Origin of the sequence: Pseudomonas sp. AP19 (assembly GCF_001728855.1) — a bacterium.
Classification (GTDB): Bacteria; Pseudomonadota; Gammaproteobacteria; order Pseudomonadales; family Pseudomonadaceae; genus Aquipseudomonas; species Aquipseudomonas fluorescens.
The window spans coordinates 66,899-82,404 of the sequence record NZ_LXJP01000015.1 but is presented as its reverse complement, the minus strand read 5'-3'; the positions used below and the strand labels follow the sequence as shown (position 1 = coordinate 82,404).

Genomic DNA, 15,506 nt, shown 5'->3' with positions numbered 1-15,506 from the left:
CAATCAACGTCATGGTGCAGAGCGCGTTTACGGCCCTATTCCAGGGGGCTCGTCCCCACAGCATCGAACAGCTATTGGCCGGAGCGGCGCAGCTGTTGCCGCTGCTGGATGTGATCCCCAATGCCGCGATCTTCATCAAGGACATCGACGCCCGCTACCTGCTCGCCAACCGGACGCTGGTGCAACGCTGTGGCCTCAAGCAGCTGCAACCATTGCTCGGCAAGACCAGCGCCGAGGTGTTCCCCGCTCAACTGGGGCCGGGTTATACCGAGCAGGATCGGCGCGTGCTGGAGCAGGGGTTTGTGCTTGAAGATCAGCTGGAACTGCATCTTTACGGCAGCCGTGAACCCGGCTGGTGCCTGACCCATAAATGGCCGCTGTACAACCAGCGCGGGGAGATCATTGGCTTGGCGGGTATTTCGGTGGACCTTCAGTCAGCCAGTGAAACGCACCCGGCGTACCAGCGTCTGGCGGCCGTGGATGAGCACATCCGTGAGCATTTCAACCGGCGCGTCACCCTTGGCGAACTGACGCGGATCGCCGGGATTTCCGTGGCGCAGCTGGAACGCTATTGCAAACGGGTGTTCCACCTGACGCCACGGCAGATGATCCAAAAAGTGCGCCTGGAGCATGCGCATCGGTTACTGCACACCGACCTGCCCATCACCGAAGTGGCGTTGCAATGCGGGTACACCGACCACAGTGCATTTACCCGCCAGTTCAAGGCGTTGACCGGGTTTACGCCAAGGCAATATCGCCAGCTGGAGTAGTTGCACGTATTGCGATGCAACGAATCGCCCCCGTCGCCCCTCCTATGCTTACGAGTAACCTTTTCACGAACACAGGTATTGGGCTTATGACGGCGGCTGACAACGATCATGTGAACTGGCTGGTGCAACAATCGATGCTCAACGCGGCGCGTCAACGGGCCAAGCTCTATTCGGGGCAGGGGCGGTTGTGGCAGCAGCCGTATGCGCAGACCCGGCCCCGTGATGCCACCGCGTTGTCGTCGGTGTGGTTTACCGCGTACCCGGCGTCGATTGTGACCCGTGAGCACGGCACGGTGCTCGAGGCGCTCGGCGATGAGAGCCTGTGGCATGCGCTGTCGAAGATCGGCATCCAGGGCATTCACAATGGCCCGCTGAAAAAGTCTGGTGGGCTTTCCGGCACCCGGCATACGCCGACCATCGACGGTAATTTCGACCGCATCAGTTTCGACATCGACCCGCAACTCGGCACCGAAGCACAGTTGCAGGCGCTGACGCGCATGGCTGCCGCGCATAATGCGGTGATCATTGACGACGTGATTCCCTCCCATACCGGCAAGGGCGCCGATTTTCGCCTGGCCGAGATGGCGTACGAGGACTATCCCGGCCTGTACCACATGGTGGAAATCCGCGAAGAGGACTGGCCGCTGCTACCTGAAGTGGCGCAGGGCCGTGATGCGCAGAACCTCAGCCCGCTGCAGGTGGATGCGCTGCGCGACAAGCATTACATCGTTGGCCAGTTACAGCGGGTGATTTTCTTCGAACCCGGCGTCAAGGAAACCGACTGGAGCGCAACACCGGTGGTCGTCGGCGTGGATGGCAAGCCGCGCCGCTGGGTGTACCTGCATTACTTCAAGGAAGGCCAGCCGTCACTGAACTGGCTGGACCCTTCGTTTGCGGCGCAGCAGATGATCATCGGCGATGCCCTGCATGCCATTGATGTGATGGGCGCCAAGATCCTGCGCCTCGATGCCAATGGTTTCCTCGGCGTGGAGCGCAAGTTGGATGGCACCGCCTGGTCGGAGAGCCATCCGCTGTCTATTACCGGCAACCAGTTGTTGGGCGGGGCGATCCGTAAGGCGGGCGGGTTCAGCTTTCAAGAGCTGAACCTGACCGTAGACGACATCGCGGCCATGTCTCACGGCGGCGCCGATCTTTCCTATGACTTCATCACGCGGCCGGCTTACCAGCATGCGTTGCTGATGGGCGACACCGAATTTCTGCGCCTGATGTTGCGTGAGATGCACAGCCAGGGCATCGATCCCGGTTCACTCATCCATGCCTTGCAGAATCACGATGAGCTGACCCTGGAACTCGTGCATTTCTGGACCTTGCACGCCCACGACAGCTACCTCTATCAAGGTCAGACGTTCCCCGGCAACATCCTGCGCGAGCATATTCGCGAACAGATGTATGAGCGCCTGGCCGGTGACCATGCGCCGTATAACCTCAAATTCGTGACCAACGGCGTGTCCTGCACCACCGCCAGCATTATCACCGCCGCCCTTGGCATTCGTGACCTGGAGGCGATTACGCCGGCCGACATCCAGCAGATCCGCCAGATCCATTTGCTGTTGGTGATGTACAACGCCATGCAGCCGGGGGTGTTTGCCTTGTCCGGCTGGGACCTGGTGGGCGCGTTGCCACTGGCGGCCGATGAGGTGGCGCACTTGATGGGCGATGGGGACACCCGCTGGATCCATCGAGGCGCCTATGACCTGGTGGACCTGAACCCGGATGCCGAGCTGTCCGCAGGGCAAATGCCGCGTTCGAAAACCTTGTACGGCAGTCTCAACCACCAATTGCAGGACCCGGAGTCATTTGCCGCACAGCTGCAGAAAATCCTCGCGGTGCGCAATGCCTACGGGATCGCCGCCAGCCGCCAGATTCTGGTGCCGGATGTCGAGCATCCTGGTTTGCTGATCATGGTTCACGAGTTGCCGGCCGGGAAGGGCACGCAAATCACCGCGCTTAACTTCGGCGCCACACCGATCACTGAAACCCTGCACCTGCCGAACATCGCGCCGGGGCCAGTGGTGGACATCATCAATGAGCGGGTTGAAGGCGATCTCACCGCCGAGGGTGATTTCACCATCACACTCGATGCCTACGAAGGGCTGGCGCTGCGGGTGGTCAGTCATTCGCCGATGCTGTAGGTGCTGAACACGCGTATCGACTCGTCGACGCCATACAAAACCCCCGATGCGTTGCATCGGGCGTTGGGGTGAGGCCGCAGTAACGCTATTTCAGGACGGGATGGCGTTCAACGCGTGCAGAAACGCGGTGTGTTTCAGCGTCTGCGAAAACATCGGCAGGGTGAAGTGCTCGGCAGCGTGTTGTTGCTCCTCACTGAAGGTCGCGGTGCAGTCGGTCAACGTGACGACGTCGTAGCCCTTTTCATAACCGGATCGAACCGTGCCTTCGACACAGCAGTTAGTCAGGAAGCCCGCAACCACCAGGTTCTGGATGCCATTGTTGCGCAACACCAGGTCCAGGCCGGTGGTGGCAAAGGCGTCCAGCCCGCGTTTGCCCTCTACCACGATGTCGGCGGGCTCACGGGTCAGCGCGGCGCTGATCTCGGCGCCCCAGCTGCCTGCGCGAAAGGCGCTGCCGTCTGCCACGCCTTTGAGAATCCCGTAAGAGCGGTTCGTCAGCTCGGGGTAGCCCTCGGCAAATTGGATCGGCATGTGAATGATCTTCACGCCCAGCTTGCGTGCCTGTTGGATCGTGGTAGCGGTGTTCGCCAGCATGTCGGTTTGGTGCATGACGCCCTTGACGGCGTCGTGGAAGACGCCGCCCGGGGTGGTGAAATCGTTCTGGAACTCAATTAACACCAGCGCGGTTTTAGTCGGGTTCATCGTGATGCTCCGATAGGTGGGTGTTTGCACGGTTGTGCGATGGCACATCAGTTATAGGCGTTTAATCCTCGATCGGGTGCGTTTATGAACGACTCGCGTCACGAGATCGCAACCGGGTAATGGCAACGTAGCGCCACCGCTACTCGGCTGTTCCCCTTTCAGGATTGAATCATGCGCCTATCCATGGGTGTTTTACTTGGGCTGTGTGTGTTGTTGCCCCGTTTGACCCTGGCTGAACCGACTGGTTTTGCAACACAGGACATTACCTTCACCAGTGCCGGTATTTCACTGGCCGGCACGGTCTTCTTGCCTGAGCATCCTAAGGCCGGCGTGGTCCTGGTGCACGGTTCCGGGCAGGAAAAACGCATGACAAACTTCGCGACGCTATTGGCCGCGCGGGGTATCGCGGCGTTGACCTATGACAAGCGGGGTGTCGGCCAATCTGCCGGTGTTTATGCAGGCCCGGAGGTCGGCACCAACAACCTGGATGCGTCGAACCTGGCGGTGTTGGCGGGTGATGCGAACGCAGCCGTCGCGGCCTTAGCCAGCACGCTGGCGGCCAGTCGGTTGCCGGTTGGGCTGGTCGGTTTCAGCCAGGCTGGCTGGATCATTCCCATCGCGGCAGCACACAACCCCGGCGTGCGCTTCATGGTGTTGTTCAGCGGGCCCCTGCTCACAACGCGTGAGCAACTGCGGTTTCAATTCCTGACGCAGGGCAAAGCGGACTTCTGGAATAACCACAGCGAAACCGACGTACGCACGCATATCGCTGAAGACCCTGACCGCTACGCGTTTGCCGACACGGACCCCCGCGACTCGCTTGCCCGGGTTTCGATTCCAGGGCTCTGGCTGCTGGGTGGCAAGGACCTGCAAACACCGGCGTTCCTGGCGATGGAGCGGTTGGACGCAATGAGTGCCAAGGGCCAGGCATTTGCATACCGGCTCTATCCCGAGCTGGGGCACAACGTCACGCCCGGTGGCGTCGGTCAATCGGTTGAGGACGCGCTTCAATGGATCATCTTGCGCTAGTGCATCTAGACCTTACGTTGAACGTCACCCGACGTCGGTCTTCATCAGACCCATGCAGCGCGCTTTGTTTGACAGGCGTGGCCCGGTAGCGGTTTGCCGAGCCAGCTCAAGCAGAATTCATCGACTTCCACCCATGATTCGCCAGGCGATTGTTGGCATCGAATGAGCCCTGAGCAGACGCCGTTTTGATCAATTCTGACAAAGGAGCGGAATTTCGGGCTAGTGAAGAAAAGTAACCTAAGGCACAGCATGATGTTCCCCTGATTGAGTGCAATTTAGGTATAGCTTTATTTCAGGTTAAGGCCAGTAAGCTCAGGGTTTTATGCTGGGTATTTCGCTTCGGTTGTCTGACGTTCGCGGGTTCTGCCGGGCGCCGCTTGGATGGCGTTAGCCAGCTAGCATACGGGGATGAAGACGGTCATTCACGTTCCTGAAAATGACAGGCTTTCTCCGCGTGAGCAGGCGAGAGCTGGTTTCAGTGCACCGGCTGCGGCGCTGCGTGGCGATACGTTCTCTACCGCGGCAGGCCCTGATGCAAATTCTTCAAAGGCGCAGGGGGATTAGTCCCCGCGCCCATTTCTGCTGACAGTCAGGCCGTCGTGTTGACTTGCGTACCTATCGATCCTGAGGTCGCTTTGGGTTGTTCGACTTCACCTGGCGTGCTGCCGTCATGATCGCCGTCGCTGTCTGCCTGCACGGCTGGGCGAACTTGAGGCTTGATGGCTGCCGGTTGGGCGGGTGTGAGGTGGGTCGAACCCGTAATGGCCGATGTCATGTTGATCCCCTTAAGAAGTTGCAGTGTGAGTTCATACTATCGGTGAGATTTTTTAATGTTTAGGTGTTTTGATCGACGGACGCATGAATAAAAATAATTGAGATCGGTTCCCGGGCTTAAGTTTGGTTGGGCAACTTAACGCGTCTTAATGAAGTGTGAAAACGTTGTGATAAAAGTGTGAAGGGTTACCCGCCGCTACTGTTGATAATCCATGCGGCAATCGGTTTGCCCGGTTAATGATCAAGATCTGGACGCCGCCACGGGTCCACGTGCGTCATCAGGTTCAAAACGCGAGGGATACGCATCACGTTTTCTCTGGCACACACTGCAATCGCATGACCTTCTTCAACGCTGATTGAGGCGTCCACTTCGATATGCGCGTCGACAATGATCATGTCCCCCATTTTTCGTGTGCGTAGATCATGGACACCTTTAATGCCGGGTGTGTTGTGCAGCGTCGCGCGAATAGTTGCTACTTCCTGCTCGTCGGCAGACCGGTCCATCAGGTCGTGCAATGAGTCCCAGGTAAAGTGCCCACCCATCTTGGCGATCATGCCTCCGACGACAAGCGCAGCAATGGGGTCAAGGATCGGGTAACCCGCCAGGTTACCCACGATGCCTACACCGACAACCAAGGAGGACGCGGCGTCAGACCTGGCGTGCCAGGCATTGGCAACCAGCAAGCTGGACTTCACTTTTTTGGCGACTCTCAGCATGAAGCGAAACAACAGCTCCTTGGCCGCCAGCGCAGCAACAGCCACCCATAAGGCCGCAACGTGCACCGTAGGAATCGACTCAGGGGTTTGCAGCTTGAACACTGCGGAGACGATCATGCCGATGCCCACGATCAACAGTAACAGGCCCAACACCATGGAGGCTGCGGTCTCGAAACGCAGGTGCCCATACGGGTGGCCGTCGTCGGCATCCTCTTTGCCTTTATGGCTGGCGAACAGCACCACAAAATCAGCGATCAAGTCGGAGAGTGAATGAATCCCATCGGCTACAAGCCCCTGGGATTTTGACAGTACGCCTACTGCAATCTGGGTGAGCGAGAGCACGGTATTGACGATGACGCTGACCCAGGTGCACCGGGAGGCGGCCGCTGCACGCTCGAGCTGACTATAACCTTCGTCTTCAGGTTCGTCAGAGAACTGTTCATGGTTCATGTGTTGTTTCTCTAGTTGAAATGGAGACTCGTCTCGCCGTGCGAAAACACCGCTTGCACGGTAGTAGTTAGACTTTATTGGGGGAGCGAGGGTAAGGTTTATAGCGCTATTAAAGCAAGGCGCTGGAAGCGTTAAATAGAGCTATCTAAGCTCGATATAGTACGGCTGCGGTTACAGATGTTAATGCTAATGTTTCGCGTAATTAAGACGCCGGCCCAGCTGCAGGTTGAAAACTGCCCAACTGTTGTAGCGCGTGCATGAGCGAGCGCCGCTTTATGGGACTTTATAAGGTAGGTGCGGTGAGTTTTATATCGAACTTGAATCGTGTGCTGCCCGCCATAACCGATCGCGGTGATTACTCGCCGGTGGCACGCCGATAAAGGTGCTTGCCGCGACAGCAGCTGCCGTTAACGTGCGGATTTACAGTTCAATAACAGTTCAATAAGTGCACAGCCGAACGGTTTCGCTCAGAATCGGCTACCCGCCCGGCCATGACGCACGAACGATCACCCGGCGTCAGGCCGTCGGGCGGGCAGTGTTTGCTTGTTCGGGTGCAGCGAAGGCTGAGCTCGGGCTACTCAGTCAGTTCGCTCAAAGGGTCAGGTGTTGAAAGTGTTTAAGGGATACAGCACGGCGTTGTTGACGTTGCTCATGTCGACCACGGTTGCCGCCGATGAATTGCCGGAGGGCCCGTTACTCCAGCGATTTGGTGCGGCCATCAATGAGTTGCCTAAACCGGCAGCGCCTCCCGAGGCGAAGCCTGTACCCCGTGAATTACCTAGCGAGGGGCTGGAGGCGCTCAACCACCCTGGTACGCCTGTCAGGCGCGAGTTCGAAAAAACCGGAAACCCCACTATCGACAACATGCGGGCTCGCGATCAGGATGCGTGCCGCAGGGTTCGAGGCGCGGCCATTTGGGTGGGCAACGCGCAGGCTCTTGGGTGTGAATAGGAGGCTTAACGATGGAGCAGCAATTTACTGAAAGTGAGTCTATTTATCTGGCGGATAAGCTGGCGTCCTGTGTCGACGAGTTGGTTGAGCAGACGATGGACTTGATTGCCGGCGTAGAGGCGAGCGCAAACAGTGAATTTGCTTCCCAAGGACTGGTTTTTGTTGAGCATTCGCCGGCCAATGCGGACTTTCTGACGGTTGCCCTGATGGAAGCGTTATTCCATAAACTGCATCAGGGAGACCCGGCGGCGGCGGAATTGATGTTGACCATGATGGCCAAACAGACGGGCATTGGCTTGCACGTAGACGCCTGCGGTTAATGGTCTAAGACCGATCAGACTTGCCAGGCGTGCTTCAGGCTATCGCCGGCTGATTGGCCGGATCAGTTCCGGCCCTTGTTTGCGCACGTTGCCCACGGCGGGGTCAACCTTGAACCACTCGAAAGCCGCGGCGGGCTCACCCTGGTGCAACGCCATCTGCTCGGCGCGCACCTTTGACGTGGCCGGGTCCAGCCATTCGCGCGCGAGTTCCGGCGTGAGCACCACCGGCCGGCGGTCGTGAATGTCGACCATCCCGCCAGCGCTGTCGGCGGTGATAATCACAAAGCCGTCATGTTCGCCCGGACCTTCATCGGCATCCGGCAGTTGGCCAATGGACGCACACAGAACCGGCGCACCGTCGCGCCTGCGGATCAGGTATGGCTGTTTCTTCGGCCCACCTTCATCGACCCACTCAAACCAATTGTCGATCGGCGTGATTGCCCGGTGCGGCCAGATCGCCCGGAAAAACGCGCTGTGGGCAACTTTTTCGACGCGTGCATTGATTGGCGTAACGCGATCCCTTGCCCAATGCGGCCGCCATCCCCACCGCACCGGATCGGCCAACAGCCGTTCGCCCTGGACGTGCAGCAGGGCTACCTGGTTGGTCGGGGCCACGTTGTAACGCTCGATCGGTTGCTCACCGGCGTTGTTCGCTAGCGCATTGGCCATACTGAGCGCGGCGACGAAGTCATGAATGCCCCGATACTGTGAAAGTCTTCCGCACATGGCTTAGCCCTCAGTCGCTGTGAGCTTAGACAATCGTGGCCAGGCGCGGTCTCAATTCATTCACGACGGCCTGTGTGGCGTCAGGCTATTGGGTGCAGGCTTTCAGTTGTTGCGCCGCGTTCTTGAGCAGCACCAACGAACCGGCCAGCAACACCAGGTCCTTGATCAGAAAGGAGCTGGCGCCGCCCATGGCGGGAAAACCACCCGCCGACCCCTCCCAGCCGCCCGGCGTGGTCAGCAGCAGGCTGGCGGTTGTCAGATAGGTCAGCGCGGACGCGGCGGCGGCAATCAGCGTGATCCTTGGCGACCACGCACCGACAGCCAGGCCCAGACCGATAGTCCATTCAGCTGCGCCTAGCGCATAACTTGCACCCTGAGTGCCAAACACGCCGTACATCCAGGCGAGGAGGGGGCTGTTACTGATCAGCGGGACCAATGCCTGGGCTTCGTAATCAAACCATTTTGTGTAGCCAAACATTAGAAATATCAAGACCAGCACCCAGCGCATGAATTCGACTTCAAACGACTGGCGAAGAAAACGGGAATAGCGTGTTGAGAGCATGGGATTTCCTAAAGGTCAGTCAGTGTTGTAGACCTAGAGTTAGCTCAACGCGGTGCGTTACAGACTTTGTAAGAATTTTGAAAAGAACGTATCAAGGAGGGAATTTGCCGGCCGCCAGCGCGCCCACGCAATTCAATGGGCATGCGCCGCGAGATGATTGCCAGCGCTGGACCAGTAAGCGCGACCGTGACCCGTCATTCAGGATCATTCCAGCGCCGCGAGGAATGTGTGTTCAGTCGGCAGGACGCCGAGGAAGCGCTACTAAGCGGGGGTGGATTTGCGCAGCGGAAAAGATAAGGGCCTGCATGAAGTTCATCATGCAAGCCCTTGATATTTATGGTGGCAAATCTGGATTGGAAAAATCTGTGACTTTTTGAATTTTAATGTTTTTATTTTTCGCGTTTGGGATTTTATCACTAAACATATCCTTTCCTGAAGGCACTCGGCATGTTTGGAATCACGCAGGTTCATGGCAAAAAAACTGGTACATCTAGCCGTTTCATGAGCAATTTTACGAGGTGTCGTATGTCCGAATATTGAGGTGTTGGAGGTTTCGATGCCCCAAAAGCATTTTGAGTTGGCCCTCCGGAGAATCTCTAAAGTGGCTCGGGCGATTCAGAACGCCGTATTAAAGTCGAAAAGAGACTGCCTGCTGCGGCATGCTCTCAATTGCAATATTGTGTCTAAGATGCCAATGCCTGCCCACCAGAGGATATTGGCGGTTGGCCAGGGTAATTCGATTACCTTGAGGTGATGGCATTCCCTAGCCACCCAAAATACGAAAATATGTTGGAGTGGCACAGAGATGACTTCGAACCCACGGCTTTTGAAGTAAAGCGCGTCAACCAGAGGCTGAAAAAAATTAAAGGGTAAGTTGCAAGGTGGTGTGGTTATGACGGTTGCACTAAAGAGTTTTAGCATCATTCACACGAACTCTGCCGCCTTATTGGTTTGTAATAGAATTAACTTTTGGGGGGCGGTGGAGGTGCTTTCGGAGCAACGGCAGGGCGTTGAGCAATTGGCTTGTATGGGGCGAGTGGAATGGCAGCAATGGTATACGTTCTTTACCGATTCAGTATTTTTTTGAACCTCGGGCAGCGAGGACATCAAAACCCGGTGGGTACTTCAGACTTTCCCTTAGCACTACACGTCTGCTTTTTTGAGCCACTGACAATGCTCGGATCAAATCGCTGGCAACAGTTCTCTGATGTTGCCAGCGGCTCGAAACTTCTCGATTTACGACGTACGTCCGATCAAGCGGGCGATCTTTAGGTCTCGATGAAAAGGTGACACAACGTAGCGAAACCGTAAAGCTTGGTAGCATTATCATTTATTATGAGTTCGTTCCATAATCAAAACTTAAGAATCTTGTTAAATAATCGCCAAGTTCAAAGCAGTCAGGTTTCTCGAGCGTGAACACCTCATTTGGACGGTGGGGGATAGCAAAAGCGTAAGAGGGTAGTTTGTTGATTGAGTACTTCTTGAATAATTCAATTGTGGCGGGGTCAAGATTGTTTTCGGTTACACACAGATATATGGCTTTTCCATTGTAGGCTGCATTGATAATATCTATTACGTAGGTGTCATTTCCGTCGAAGTCACATACTCCGTTAAAGAAAAATAGTATAACTGGAAGCGTTTTCTTCGAAATAAAAGCTTGAAACTCATCGTCGTTGTGGATCTCTATTGGCCATTTCATGATAGTGCCTCATTGGTTTGATCAAATGCTGAAACTTGTGGTTGTGGTTTTCAAAGTTCTCTTAATTTATGGCCAGGCCATAAGCTGTTATGGCGCAATCACTGTCAACTCCAGGCGCTAATACAAATAGCCCTGCCCAATATGCACTGTAAGCCTTATACGTATCTTTGCCATTTTAATCCTGCTTTTGATTTGATGTTGATATCCAGAATCCGCCGGAAATCTTATAATTTCTACTGTTAGAATTGACAGTGAGTTAGTTTTTTTGAGGCGGGTTTTAGTCTTTTTCAGTCCGCCTAGCTATAAGGCACACGGATATTCTCAAAGCATTAGCGGGTAGCTGGCAATGCGAAAAAACCGCATTGAATACATACAAGCATCGCCCACTGCGTGGCAACACATCAACGGCGACCCAGTCGCTATAACGACGGCTTGTTTTGTACGGGTCAATTGCGCCAGGAGCTTTTTGACCTCTAACCATTTGGTCCGCGCATCCATTGGCTGATCACAGTTCAATTGCCGAAAGAGGTTAGGACCACCTTGCCATCGGGTTTGACGTATCGCATGCGCCAACCTTTCCAACAGTTGGCCTGCACTAAGAGATAGAGACCTTCACCATCGAAGAGTTGATAGGCGCGGTCTCGAGGTTTGGCAGTGCGACAAGCTGCATCAGAAAAGTGGAGTTTTAGTGCGCGACATAAGGGTACTACCAGTTACGGAACTGACCTGCACCCAAAATATTACCCTTGAAATCGCTGGAATCGCTTGGAAACTGACGGATTGTTATAAACGAAAAAACTCGCTAGAGAGCGAGTTTTAGACGGCTCTACGGACATTTATGGCCGTCAGTAGAACAAAGGATGGTGCCCGAACCCGGAATCGAACCGGGACGCCCTTACGAGCGGGGGATTTTAAGTCCCATGCGTCTACCAGTTTCGCCATTCGGGCGGTAGCGCGGTGCAGCAGGGTTGGGAATATATAGACCCAAGCGTTTGGATGCAAGGTTGAAAGCTGCGTTTGTTGCACTCATGCAAAGCTGAAAAAGCTTGTCAGATCAGTGATCTACACAGGGAGCCCGGCGCTATGGCGAGGTTTTCCCACCTCGCGAAACACTCCTGTCAAAAACCGGTAGGCGGCTCATTTAGAGTGAGTGCTCACTTTAAACACAGGTCCGGCCATGAAATTTGCATCTGTACGTCTGGTTACCGCGCAGTTTGACGCCCTCGTCCAGTTCTATCAAAAACTCTCAAGCATCGAGGCCCGGCACCTTGCACCGGGGTTCGCTGAGTTTCACTTCGAGGGTGTTGTCCTGGCGATAAGCGACGAACGCTTGATCCGCCTGCATAACAACGGGCTGGCCGTCGCCGGCAGCAATCGTTCGGCGATCCTGGAGTTTCACGTGGCTGATGTGGCGGCGCTGGTGCTTCAGGTCGGCAGCGCGGCAGTGGTGATGCCTATGACGAACATGCCATGGGGCAATACGTCCGCGCTGCTTCAGGATCCTGAGGGGAACCTGTTGAACATCTTTTCAACACCTGAATAAGTCGAGCAATCAAACAAATGGCTGCCCGCTGAACCCGCGTGGCAGACGCTGCAACCCGGGCAGGTCGGTCAGGCGTTGCGTCCAGGCACTGCGCCAGTCAATGGCCGTAGAGGTCTTGGCTTTGCGCGCGGTGCGGCGGGCGGCGTTGCGCTGGGTACGACGGGCTTCTTTGTAGGCGTCGGTATTACGGCAGGTGCGGCATTTGACTCGGTTCAGCTCGGTGCTGGAAGGGAGGTCGGTGCCGTGGTGGCCGCAGGCTAGATGCCCGGCGACCTTGAAGTGAGTGACCATGTAAGCGTCTCCTTCTTATGGGGGAGCGCGCATCCCAAAAGCAGCGGCTACGCGCAAGCGGGGCCGGGCAATGAACCCCGGCGCCGTATAGTTACGACCCCACGTACGGCGCAGCGTTCGGTTTTGCCCTTACGCGTGTTCACGTTACCCTGTCAGGCCAAAAAACATAAAAAAGGAATGAATGATGAGCGTCGAAAACCTGCCGCTGGAAGGCAGTTGCCGCTGTAACCGGGTGCGTTTCAGCGTCAGCCTGCCACCCGTGATCACCATGGCGTGCCATTGCAGCGGTTGCCAGAAAATGACCTCCAGCGCGTTCTCCCTCAGCGCCCTGATTCCGGCGGCCGGCTTTACCGTCACCCAGGGCTGCCCGGTTATCGGCGGCCTGCACGGTGTAGACCGTCACTATTGCTGCCCGCATTGCATGAGTTGGCTGTTTACACGCCCGCATGGCATCGACGAGTTCGTCAACGTGCGGGCGACCTTACTGGATAACGCCCGCGACTATGTGCCGTTTATGGAAACCTGGACCTGTGAAAAACTGCCTTGGGCGGCCACGCCAGCCGTTGAAAGCTTTGCGCAGTTGCCCGAGCCGCAAGACTTTCCACGCTTGATGCAGGCCTACGCCGCGTTCAGCGCCGGCTGAAATCAGTCAATCAGTGCCAGCAGGTCCGTATCACCAACATCCACACCCGCCTGGGTCAGCAGCGTGGTTGCCTGGCCCCGGTGGTGCGTCTGGTGATTGAAAAAATGCACGAGCAAGCTGAAGAACGGTTTGTCCGCCGGCATACCGCGCATGTTGTGGTAGTGCAGGCGATGATCCAGCTCAGGCTCGCGAAGGCTGTTTGCCCAATCAATGATCAGTTGGTCCAGCCAGGAGCGACGGTCCGACAGTTCGCCCAACGTGCCGAAGGCGACCTGCTTCAAATCCCCAGGCATGGCCACGCTACTGAGCGGCGCCAACGCCGCAAAGCCTGCCGGGTGCTGGGCAAACCGCTTGAGCCAGACCGTATCGCCTAATGCGAGGTGATTCAGCGTGCCCAGGATCGAACCGAAAAATGCGTGCCGGTCCGCCGCCAACTGCGCGTCGGTCAGTGTGCTCGCGGCGTCATACAGCTTGCGGTTCATCCACTGGTTGTAGGTGGCCATCAACGCAATGTGCTCGGTGCGGTTCACGTGTGTGCTCTCTTGGCGGGATCACGCCATGATAAAGCGTGCCCGCCGGGCGGTCATGGTGTTCCTGCGGGAGCGGTCTATGGTTGATGAACGCTACTACTGTGCTCCGGGAGAGCAACACGATGAACACCAGCGATCTACTCGAACAACTGCTCCGCGCCGGGCAGTCAGGCGGCACCTCCTCAGGCGGCCTGGGCGGTCTGCTGGGTGGTTTATTGAAAGGTAACAACACCGGCAATGCCCCGGCCAGCGGTGGTCTGGGGGGCTTGCTCGGCGGGCTTGGCGGTTTGTTGGGCGGTGCCCCCGCCAGCGGCACGACGCAAGCGCGTGGCGGCGGGATGAACTATGCAGCGCTGGCATCGTTGGGAATGGCGGCTTTTCAGGCATACCAGGCGTGGCAGCGCCAACAGGCAAGCGCTCCGCAGCAAGCCTTCCAGACGGTCGACCAACTGCAAGGCCCGGAAGCCGAGGCCCACAGCCATGCGCTGTTACGTGCGCTGATCGCTGCCGCCAAGGCGGACGGCGAGATCGACGATCAGGAACAACAGATGATTTCCGCCGAGATCGGCCGCCATACCGACGACCCGCAGTTGCAACAGTGGCTCGACGCCGAAGTCGCCAAACCCCTGAGTGCAGCCGATTTTGCCGAGTATGCCCACGACCCGGCGCTGGCGTCGGAGATCTACCTGGCCAGCGTGATGCTGGTCAATGATCAGCAGGCTGCGGAGCGCGCCTACCTGGACGAACTGGCGGGGCAGTTGCAACTTGACCCACAGTTGCAACTGCACCTGGAGCAGCAGGCCAACCCTTAGAAGCGCATGGTCGCGCCTGTGGTCAACCACTGGTTGCGGTCCCCGCTGAGGCTTTGCCCGACGACCACATCCACGTCGACCATTTTGCCAACATGGAAGCGCGGCCCGGCCTGCCAGGCCTGGTCGCCGCCTTCCTGGCCATAGCGCTCACCAATCAGCGTCAGCGCATCCGCCAGCTCATACTCGAAGCCGGTGCCCCACGTCAGCCGATGGTGTTGCTCGCCGCCGTTGTAGGCATGTGTCCAGCCACCGTTGAGGTTCAGGCGCAGCGCTGATACGGGTTGCCAGGTCAACGGCACATTCAAGTCCGCACCGTCGAACGCATGGTGGCGGTCCAGCGCAAAATGGCTGGTGGCCGACACGGCTACCTGCAGCCCCAACGCATCTTGAGACCACACCTGCGCCTTCACTTGCGGGCTGACCTGGGTCTCGGCATCGCCTGCGTTGCTGGCGCGCGACAGTGCGGCGCTCCATTGCACATAGGGGAGTGCGCTGAACGTGCAGGCCGGGTTCAGGGTTTGGCCATGGTTGTTGCCCTGGTGGCGATCGGCGGTGTACCAGGCGTCAACATTGCATTCGCCCGGCGCGTTCACCGCGCCGTCGTCGACCACATAGGCGCCGCCGGCCGCCTGGGCTTTGGAGAACAACGCGGCGAGCAAAACCAGGCCCAGGGTTGTGCCGATGAAGATCAGGTTACGTAGCAGTGCGCGGCGCTTGGCCGGTGGCAACAGCAGCAGGGTATGGCGGGCTCCGCGGTAATGACGCGCGCGATATTTGGCAAACCCGTCCGAGTGTTGAGGGGTATGTTTTTTGTGCATGATGCACCTCGCTTGA

The 15,506-nt window shown here is 57.2% G+C and carries 17 protein-coding genes, 1 tRNA gene and 1 pseudogene; 8 read left to right on the top strand and 11 right to left on the bottom strand.

The genetic code is table 11. From position 1 onward, the window contains the following. Nucleotides 1-11 precede the first annotated feature (11 nt). Both A7D21_RS13310 and treS read left to right on the top strand, forming a co-directional pair. Nucleotides 12-770 (top strand): AraC family transcriptional regulator, encoded by a 759-nt coding sequence (locus A7D21_RS13310; protein WP_053255918.1) that lies wholly within the window; start codon nucleotides 12-14, stop codon nucleotides 768-770. A gap of 86 nt (nucleotides 771-856) precedes the next feature. Beyond that, nucleotides 857-2,923, top strand: coding sequence for a maltose alpha-D-glucosyltransferase (gene treS, locus A7D21_RS13305; protein WP_069551901.1), 2,067 nt, complete (start codon nucleotides 857-859; stop codon nucleotides 2,921-2,923). Between the two features lie 90 nt (nucleotides 2,924-3,013). Here treS and A7D21_RS13300 read toward each other — a convergent pair whose 3' ends face one another. After that, nucleotides 3,014-3,625: a cysteine hydrolase family protein gene (locus A7D21_RS13300; protein ID WP_069551900.1), complete on the bottom strand. Its 612-nt coding sequence runs from the start codon at nucleotides 3,623-3,625 to the stop codon at nucleotides 3,014-3,016. A gap of 171 nt (nucleotides 3,626-3,796) precedes the next feature. Here A7D21_RS13300 and A7D21_RS13295 point away from each other — a divergent pair, with 171 nt between their 5' ends. Further along, a complete protein-coding gene (locus A7D21_RS13295) occupies nucleotides 3,797-4,654 on the top strand; it encodes a S9 family peptidase (protein WP_069551899.1) in 858 nt (285 codons plus the stop codon). Between the two features lie 589 nt (nucleotides 4,655-5,243). Here A7D21_RS13295 and A7D21_RS35275 read toward each other — a convergent pair. After that, the gene (locus A7D21_RS35275) at nucleotides 5,244-5,429 is read right to left on the bottom strand and encodes a hypothetical protein (RefSeq protein WP_073637437.1); all 186 of its coding nucleotides are present in this window, start codon (nucleotides 5,427-5,429) and stop codon (nucleotides 5,244-5,246) included. 233 nt (nucleotides 5,430-5,662) lie between these two features. Next, on the bottom strand, nucleotides 5,663-6,595 hold the full coding sequence (locus A7D21_RS13290; RefSeq protein WP_069551898.1) for a cation diffusion facilitator family transporter: 933 nt from the start codon (nucleotides 6,593-6,595) through the stop codon (nucleotides 5,663-5,665). A gap of 962 nt (nucleotides 6,596-7,557) precedes the next feature. Between A7D21_RS13290 and A7D21_RS13280 the strand changes: the two genes are divergently transcribed. Beyond that, complete coding sequence (locus A7D21_RS13280) at nucleotides 7,558-7,866, top strand: hypothetical protein (RefSeq protein WP_053255924.1); 309 nt, start codon at nucleotides 7,558-7,560, stop codon at nucleotides 7,864-7,866. Nucleotides 7,867-7,905: 39 nt separating this feature from the next. Here A7D21_RS13280 and A7D21_RS13275 read toward each other — a convergent pair whose 3' ends face one another. Together A7D21_RS13275 and A7D21_RS13270 are read right to left on the bottom strand one after the other, a co-directional pair. Continuing rightward, nucleotides 7,906-8,592, bottom strand: coding sequence for an SOS response-associated peptidase family protein (locus tag A7D21_RS13275; protein WP_069551896.1), 687 nt, complete (start codon nucleotides 8,590-8,592; stop codon nucleotides 7,906-7,908). A gap of 85 nt (nucleotides 8,593-8,677) precedes the next feature. Next, nucleotides 8,678-9,154, bottom strand: a complete 477-nt coding sequence (locus tag A7D21_RS13270) for a YkgB family protein (protein ID WP_069551895.1) — start codon at nucleotides 9,152-9,154, stop codon at nucleotides 8,678-8,680. Between the two features lie 892 nt (nucleotides 9,155-10,046). Here A7D21_RS13270 and A7D21_RS13260 point away from each other — a divergent pair. After that, a complete protein-coding gene (locus tag A7D21_RS13260; RefSeq protein ID WP_069551893.1) occupies nucleotides 10,047-10,241 on the top strand; it encodes a hypothetical protein in 195 nt (64 codons plus the stop codon). Nucleotides 10,242-10,487: 246 nt separating this feature from the next. Here A7D21_RS13260 and A7D21_RS13255 read toward each other — a convergent pair whose 3' ends face one another. The 3 genes and pseudogenes from A7D21_RS13255 to A7D21_RS13250 form a co-directional block, all read right to left on the bottom strand. After that, a complete protein-coding gene (locus A7D21_RS13255; protein WP_069551892.1) occupies nucleotides 10,488-10,853 on the bottom strand; it encodes a hypothetical protein in 366 nt (121 codons plus the stop codon). Between the two features lie 453 nt (nucleotides 10,854-11,306). Then, nucleotides 11,307-11,552 (bottom strand): annotated as a pseudogene (locus A7D21_RS36205) (integrase arm-type DNA-binding domain-containing protein); the annotation flags it as partial. A gap of 162 nt (nucleotides 11,553-11,714) precedes the next feature. Then, a tRNA-Leu gene (locus tag A7D21_RS13250) sits at nucleotides 11,715-11,801 on the bottom strand. 229 nt (nucleotides 11,802-12,030) lie between these two features. On the opposite strand from A7D21_RS13250, the gene A7D21_RS13245 reads away from it, so the two are divergent. Next, the gene (locus A7D21_RS13245; RefSeq protein ID WP_053255927.1) at nucleotides 12,031-12,396 is read left to right on the top strand and encodes a glyoxalase/bleomycin resistance/dioxygenase family protein; all 366 of its coding nucleotides are present in this window, start codon (nucleotides 12,031-12,033) and stop codon (nucleotides 12,394-12,396) included. Between the two features lie 9 nt (nucleotides 12,397-12,405). On the opposite strand, the gene A7D21_RS13240 is transcribed toward A7D21_RS13245, so the two are convergent. Beyond that, on the bottom strand, nucleotides 12,406-12,687 hold the full coding sequence (locus tag A7D21_RS13240) for a hypothetical protein (RefSeq protein WP_053255928.1): 282 nt from the start codon (nucleotides 12,685-12,687) through the stop codon (nucleotides 12,406-12,408). Nucleotides 12,688-12,871: 184 nt separating this feature from the next. Between A7D21_RS13240 and A7D21_RS13235 the strand changes: the two genes are divergently transcribed. Continuing rightward, on the top strand, nucleotides 12,872-13,330 hold the full coding sequence (locus tag A7D21_RS13235) for a GFA family protein (protein WP_053255929.1): 459 nt from the start codon (nucleotides 12,872-12,874) through the stop codon (nucleotides 13,328-13,330). Nucleotides 13,331-13,332: 2 nt separating this feature from the next. Here the strand turns inward: A7D21_RS13235 and A7D21_RS13230 are convergent, their stop codons facing one another. Beyond that, on the bottom strand, nucleotides 13,333-13,860 hold the full coding sequence (locus tag A7D21_RS13230; protein ID WP_069551891.1) for a DinB family protein: 528 nt from the start codon (nucleotides 13,858-13,860) through the stop codon (nucleotides 13,333-13,335). Between the two features lie 122 nt (nucleotides 13,861-13,982). On the opposite strand from A7D21_RS13230, the gene A7D21_RS13225 reads away from it, so the two are divergent. Further along, nucleotides 13,983-14,672: a DUF533 domain-containing protein gene (locus tag A7D21_RS13225; protein ID WP_053255931.1), complete on the top strand. Its 690-nt coding sequence runs from the start codon at nucleotides 13,983-13,985 to the stop codon at nucleotides 14,670-14,672. Here A7D21_RS13225 and A7D21_RS13220 read toward each other — a convergent pair. Continuing rightward, on the bottom strand, nucleotides 14,669-15,490 hold the full coding sequence (locus tag A7D21_RS13220) for a hypothetical protein (protein WP_069551890.1): 822 nt from the start codon (nucleotides 15,488-15,490) through the stop codon (nucleotides 14,669-14,671). The two genes, A7D21_RS13225 and A7D21_RS13220, sit on opposite strands and share 4 nt — an antisense overlap. Nucleotides 15,491-15,506: the final 16 nt, after the last annotated feature.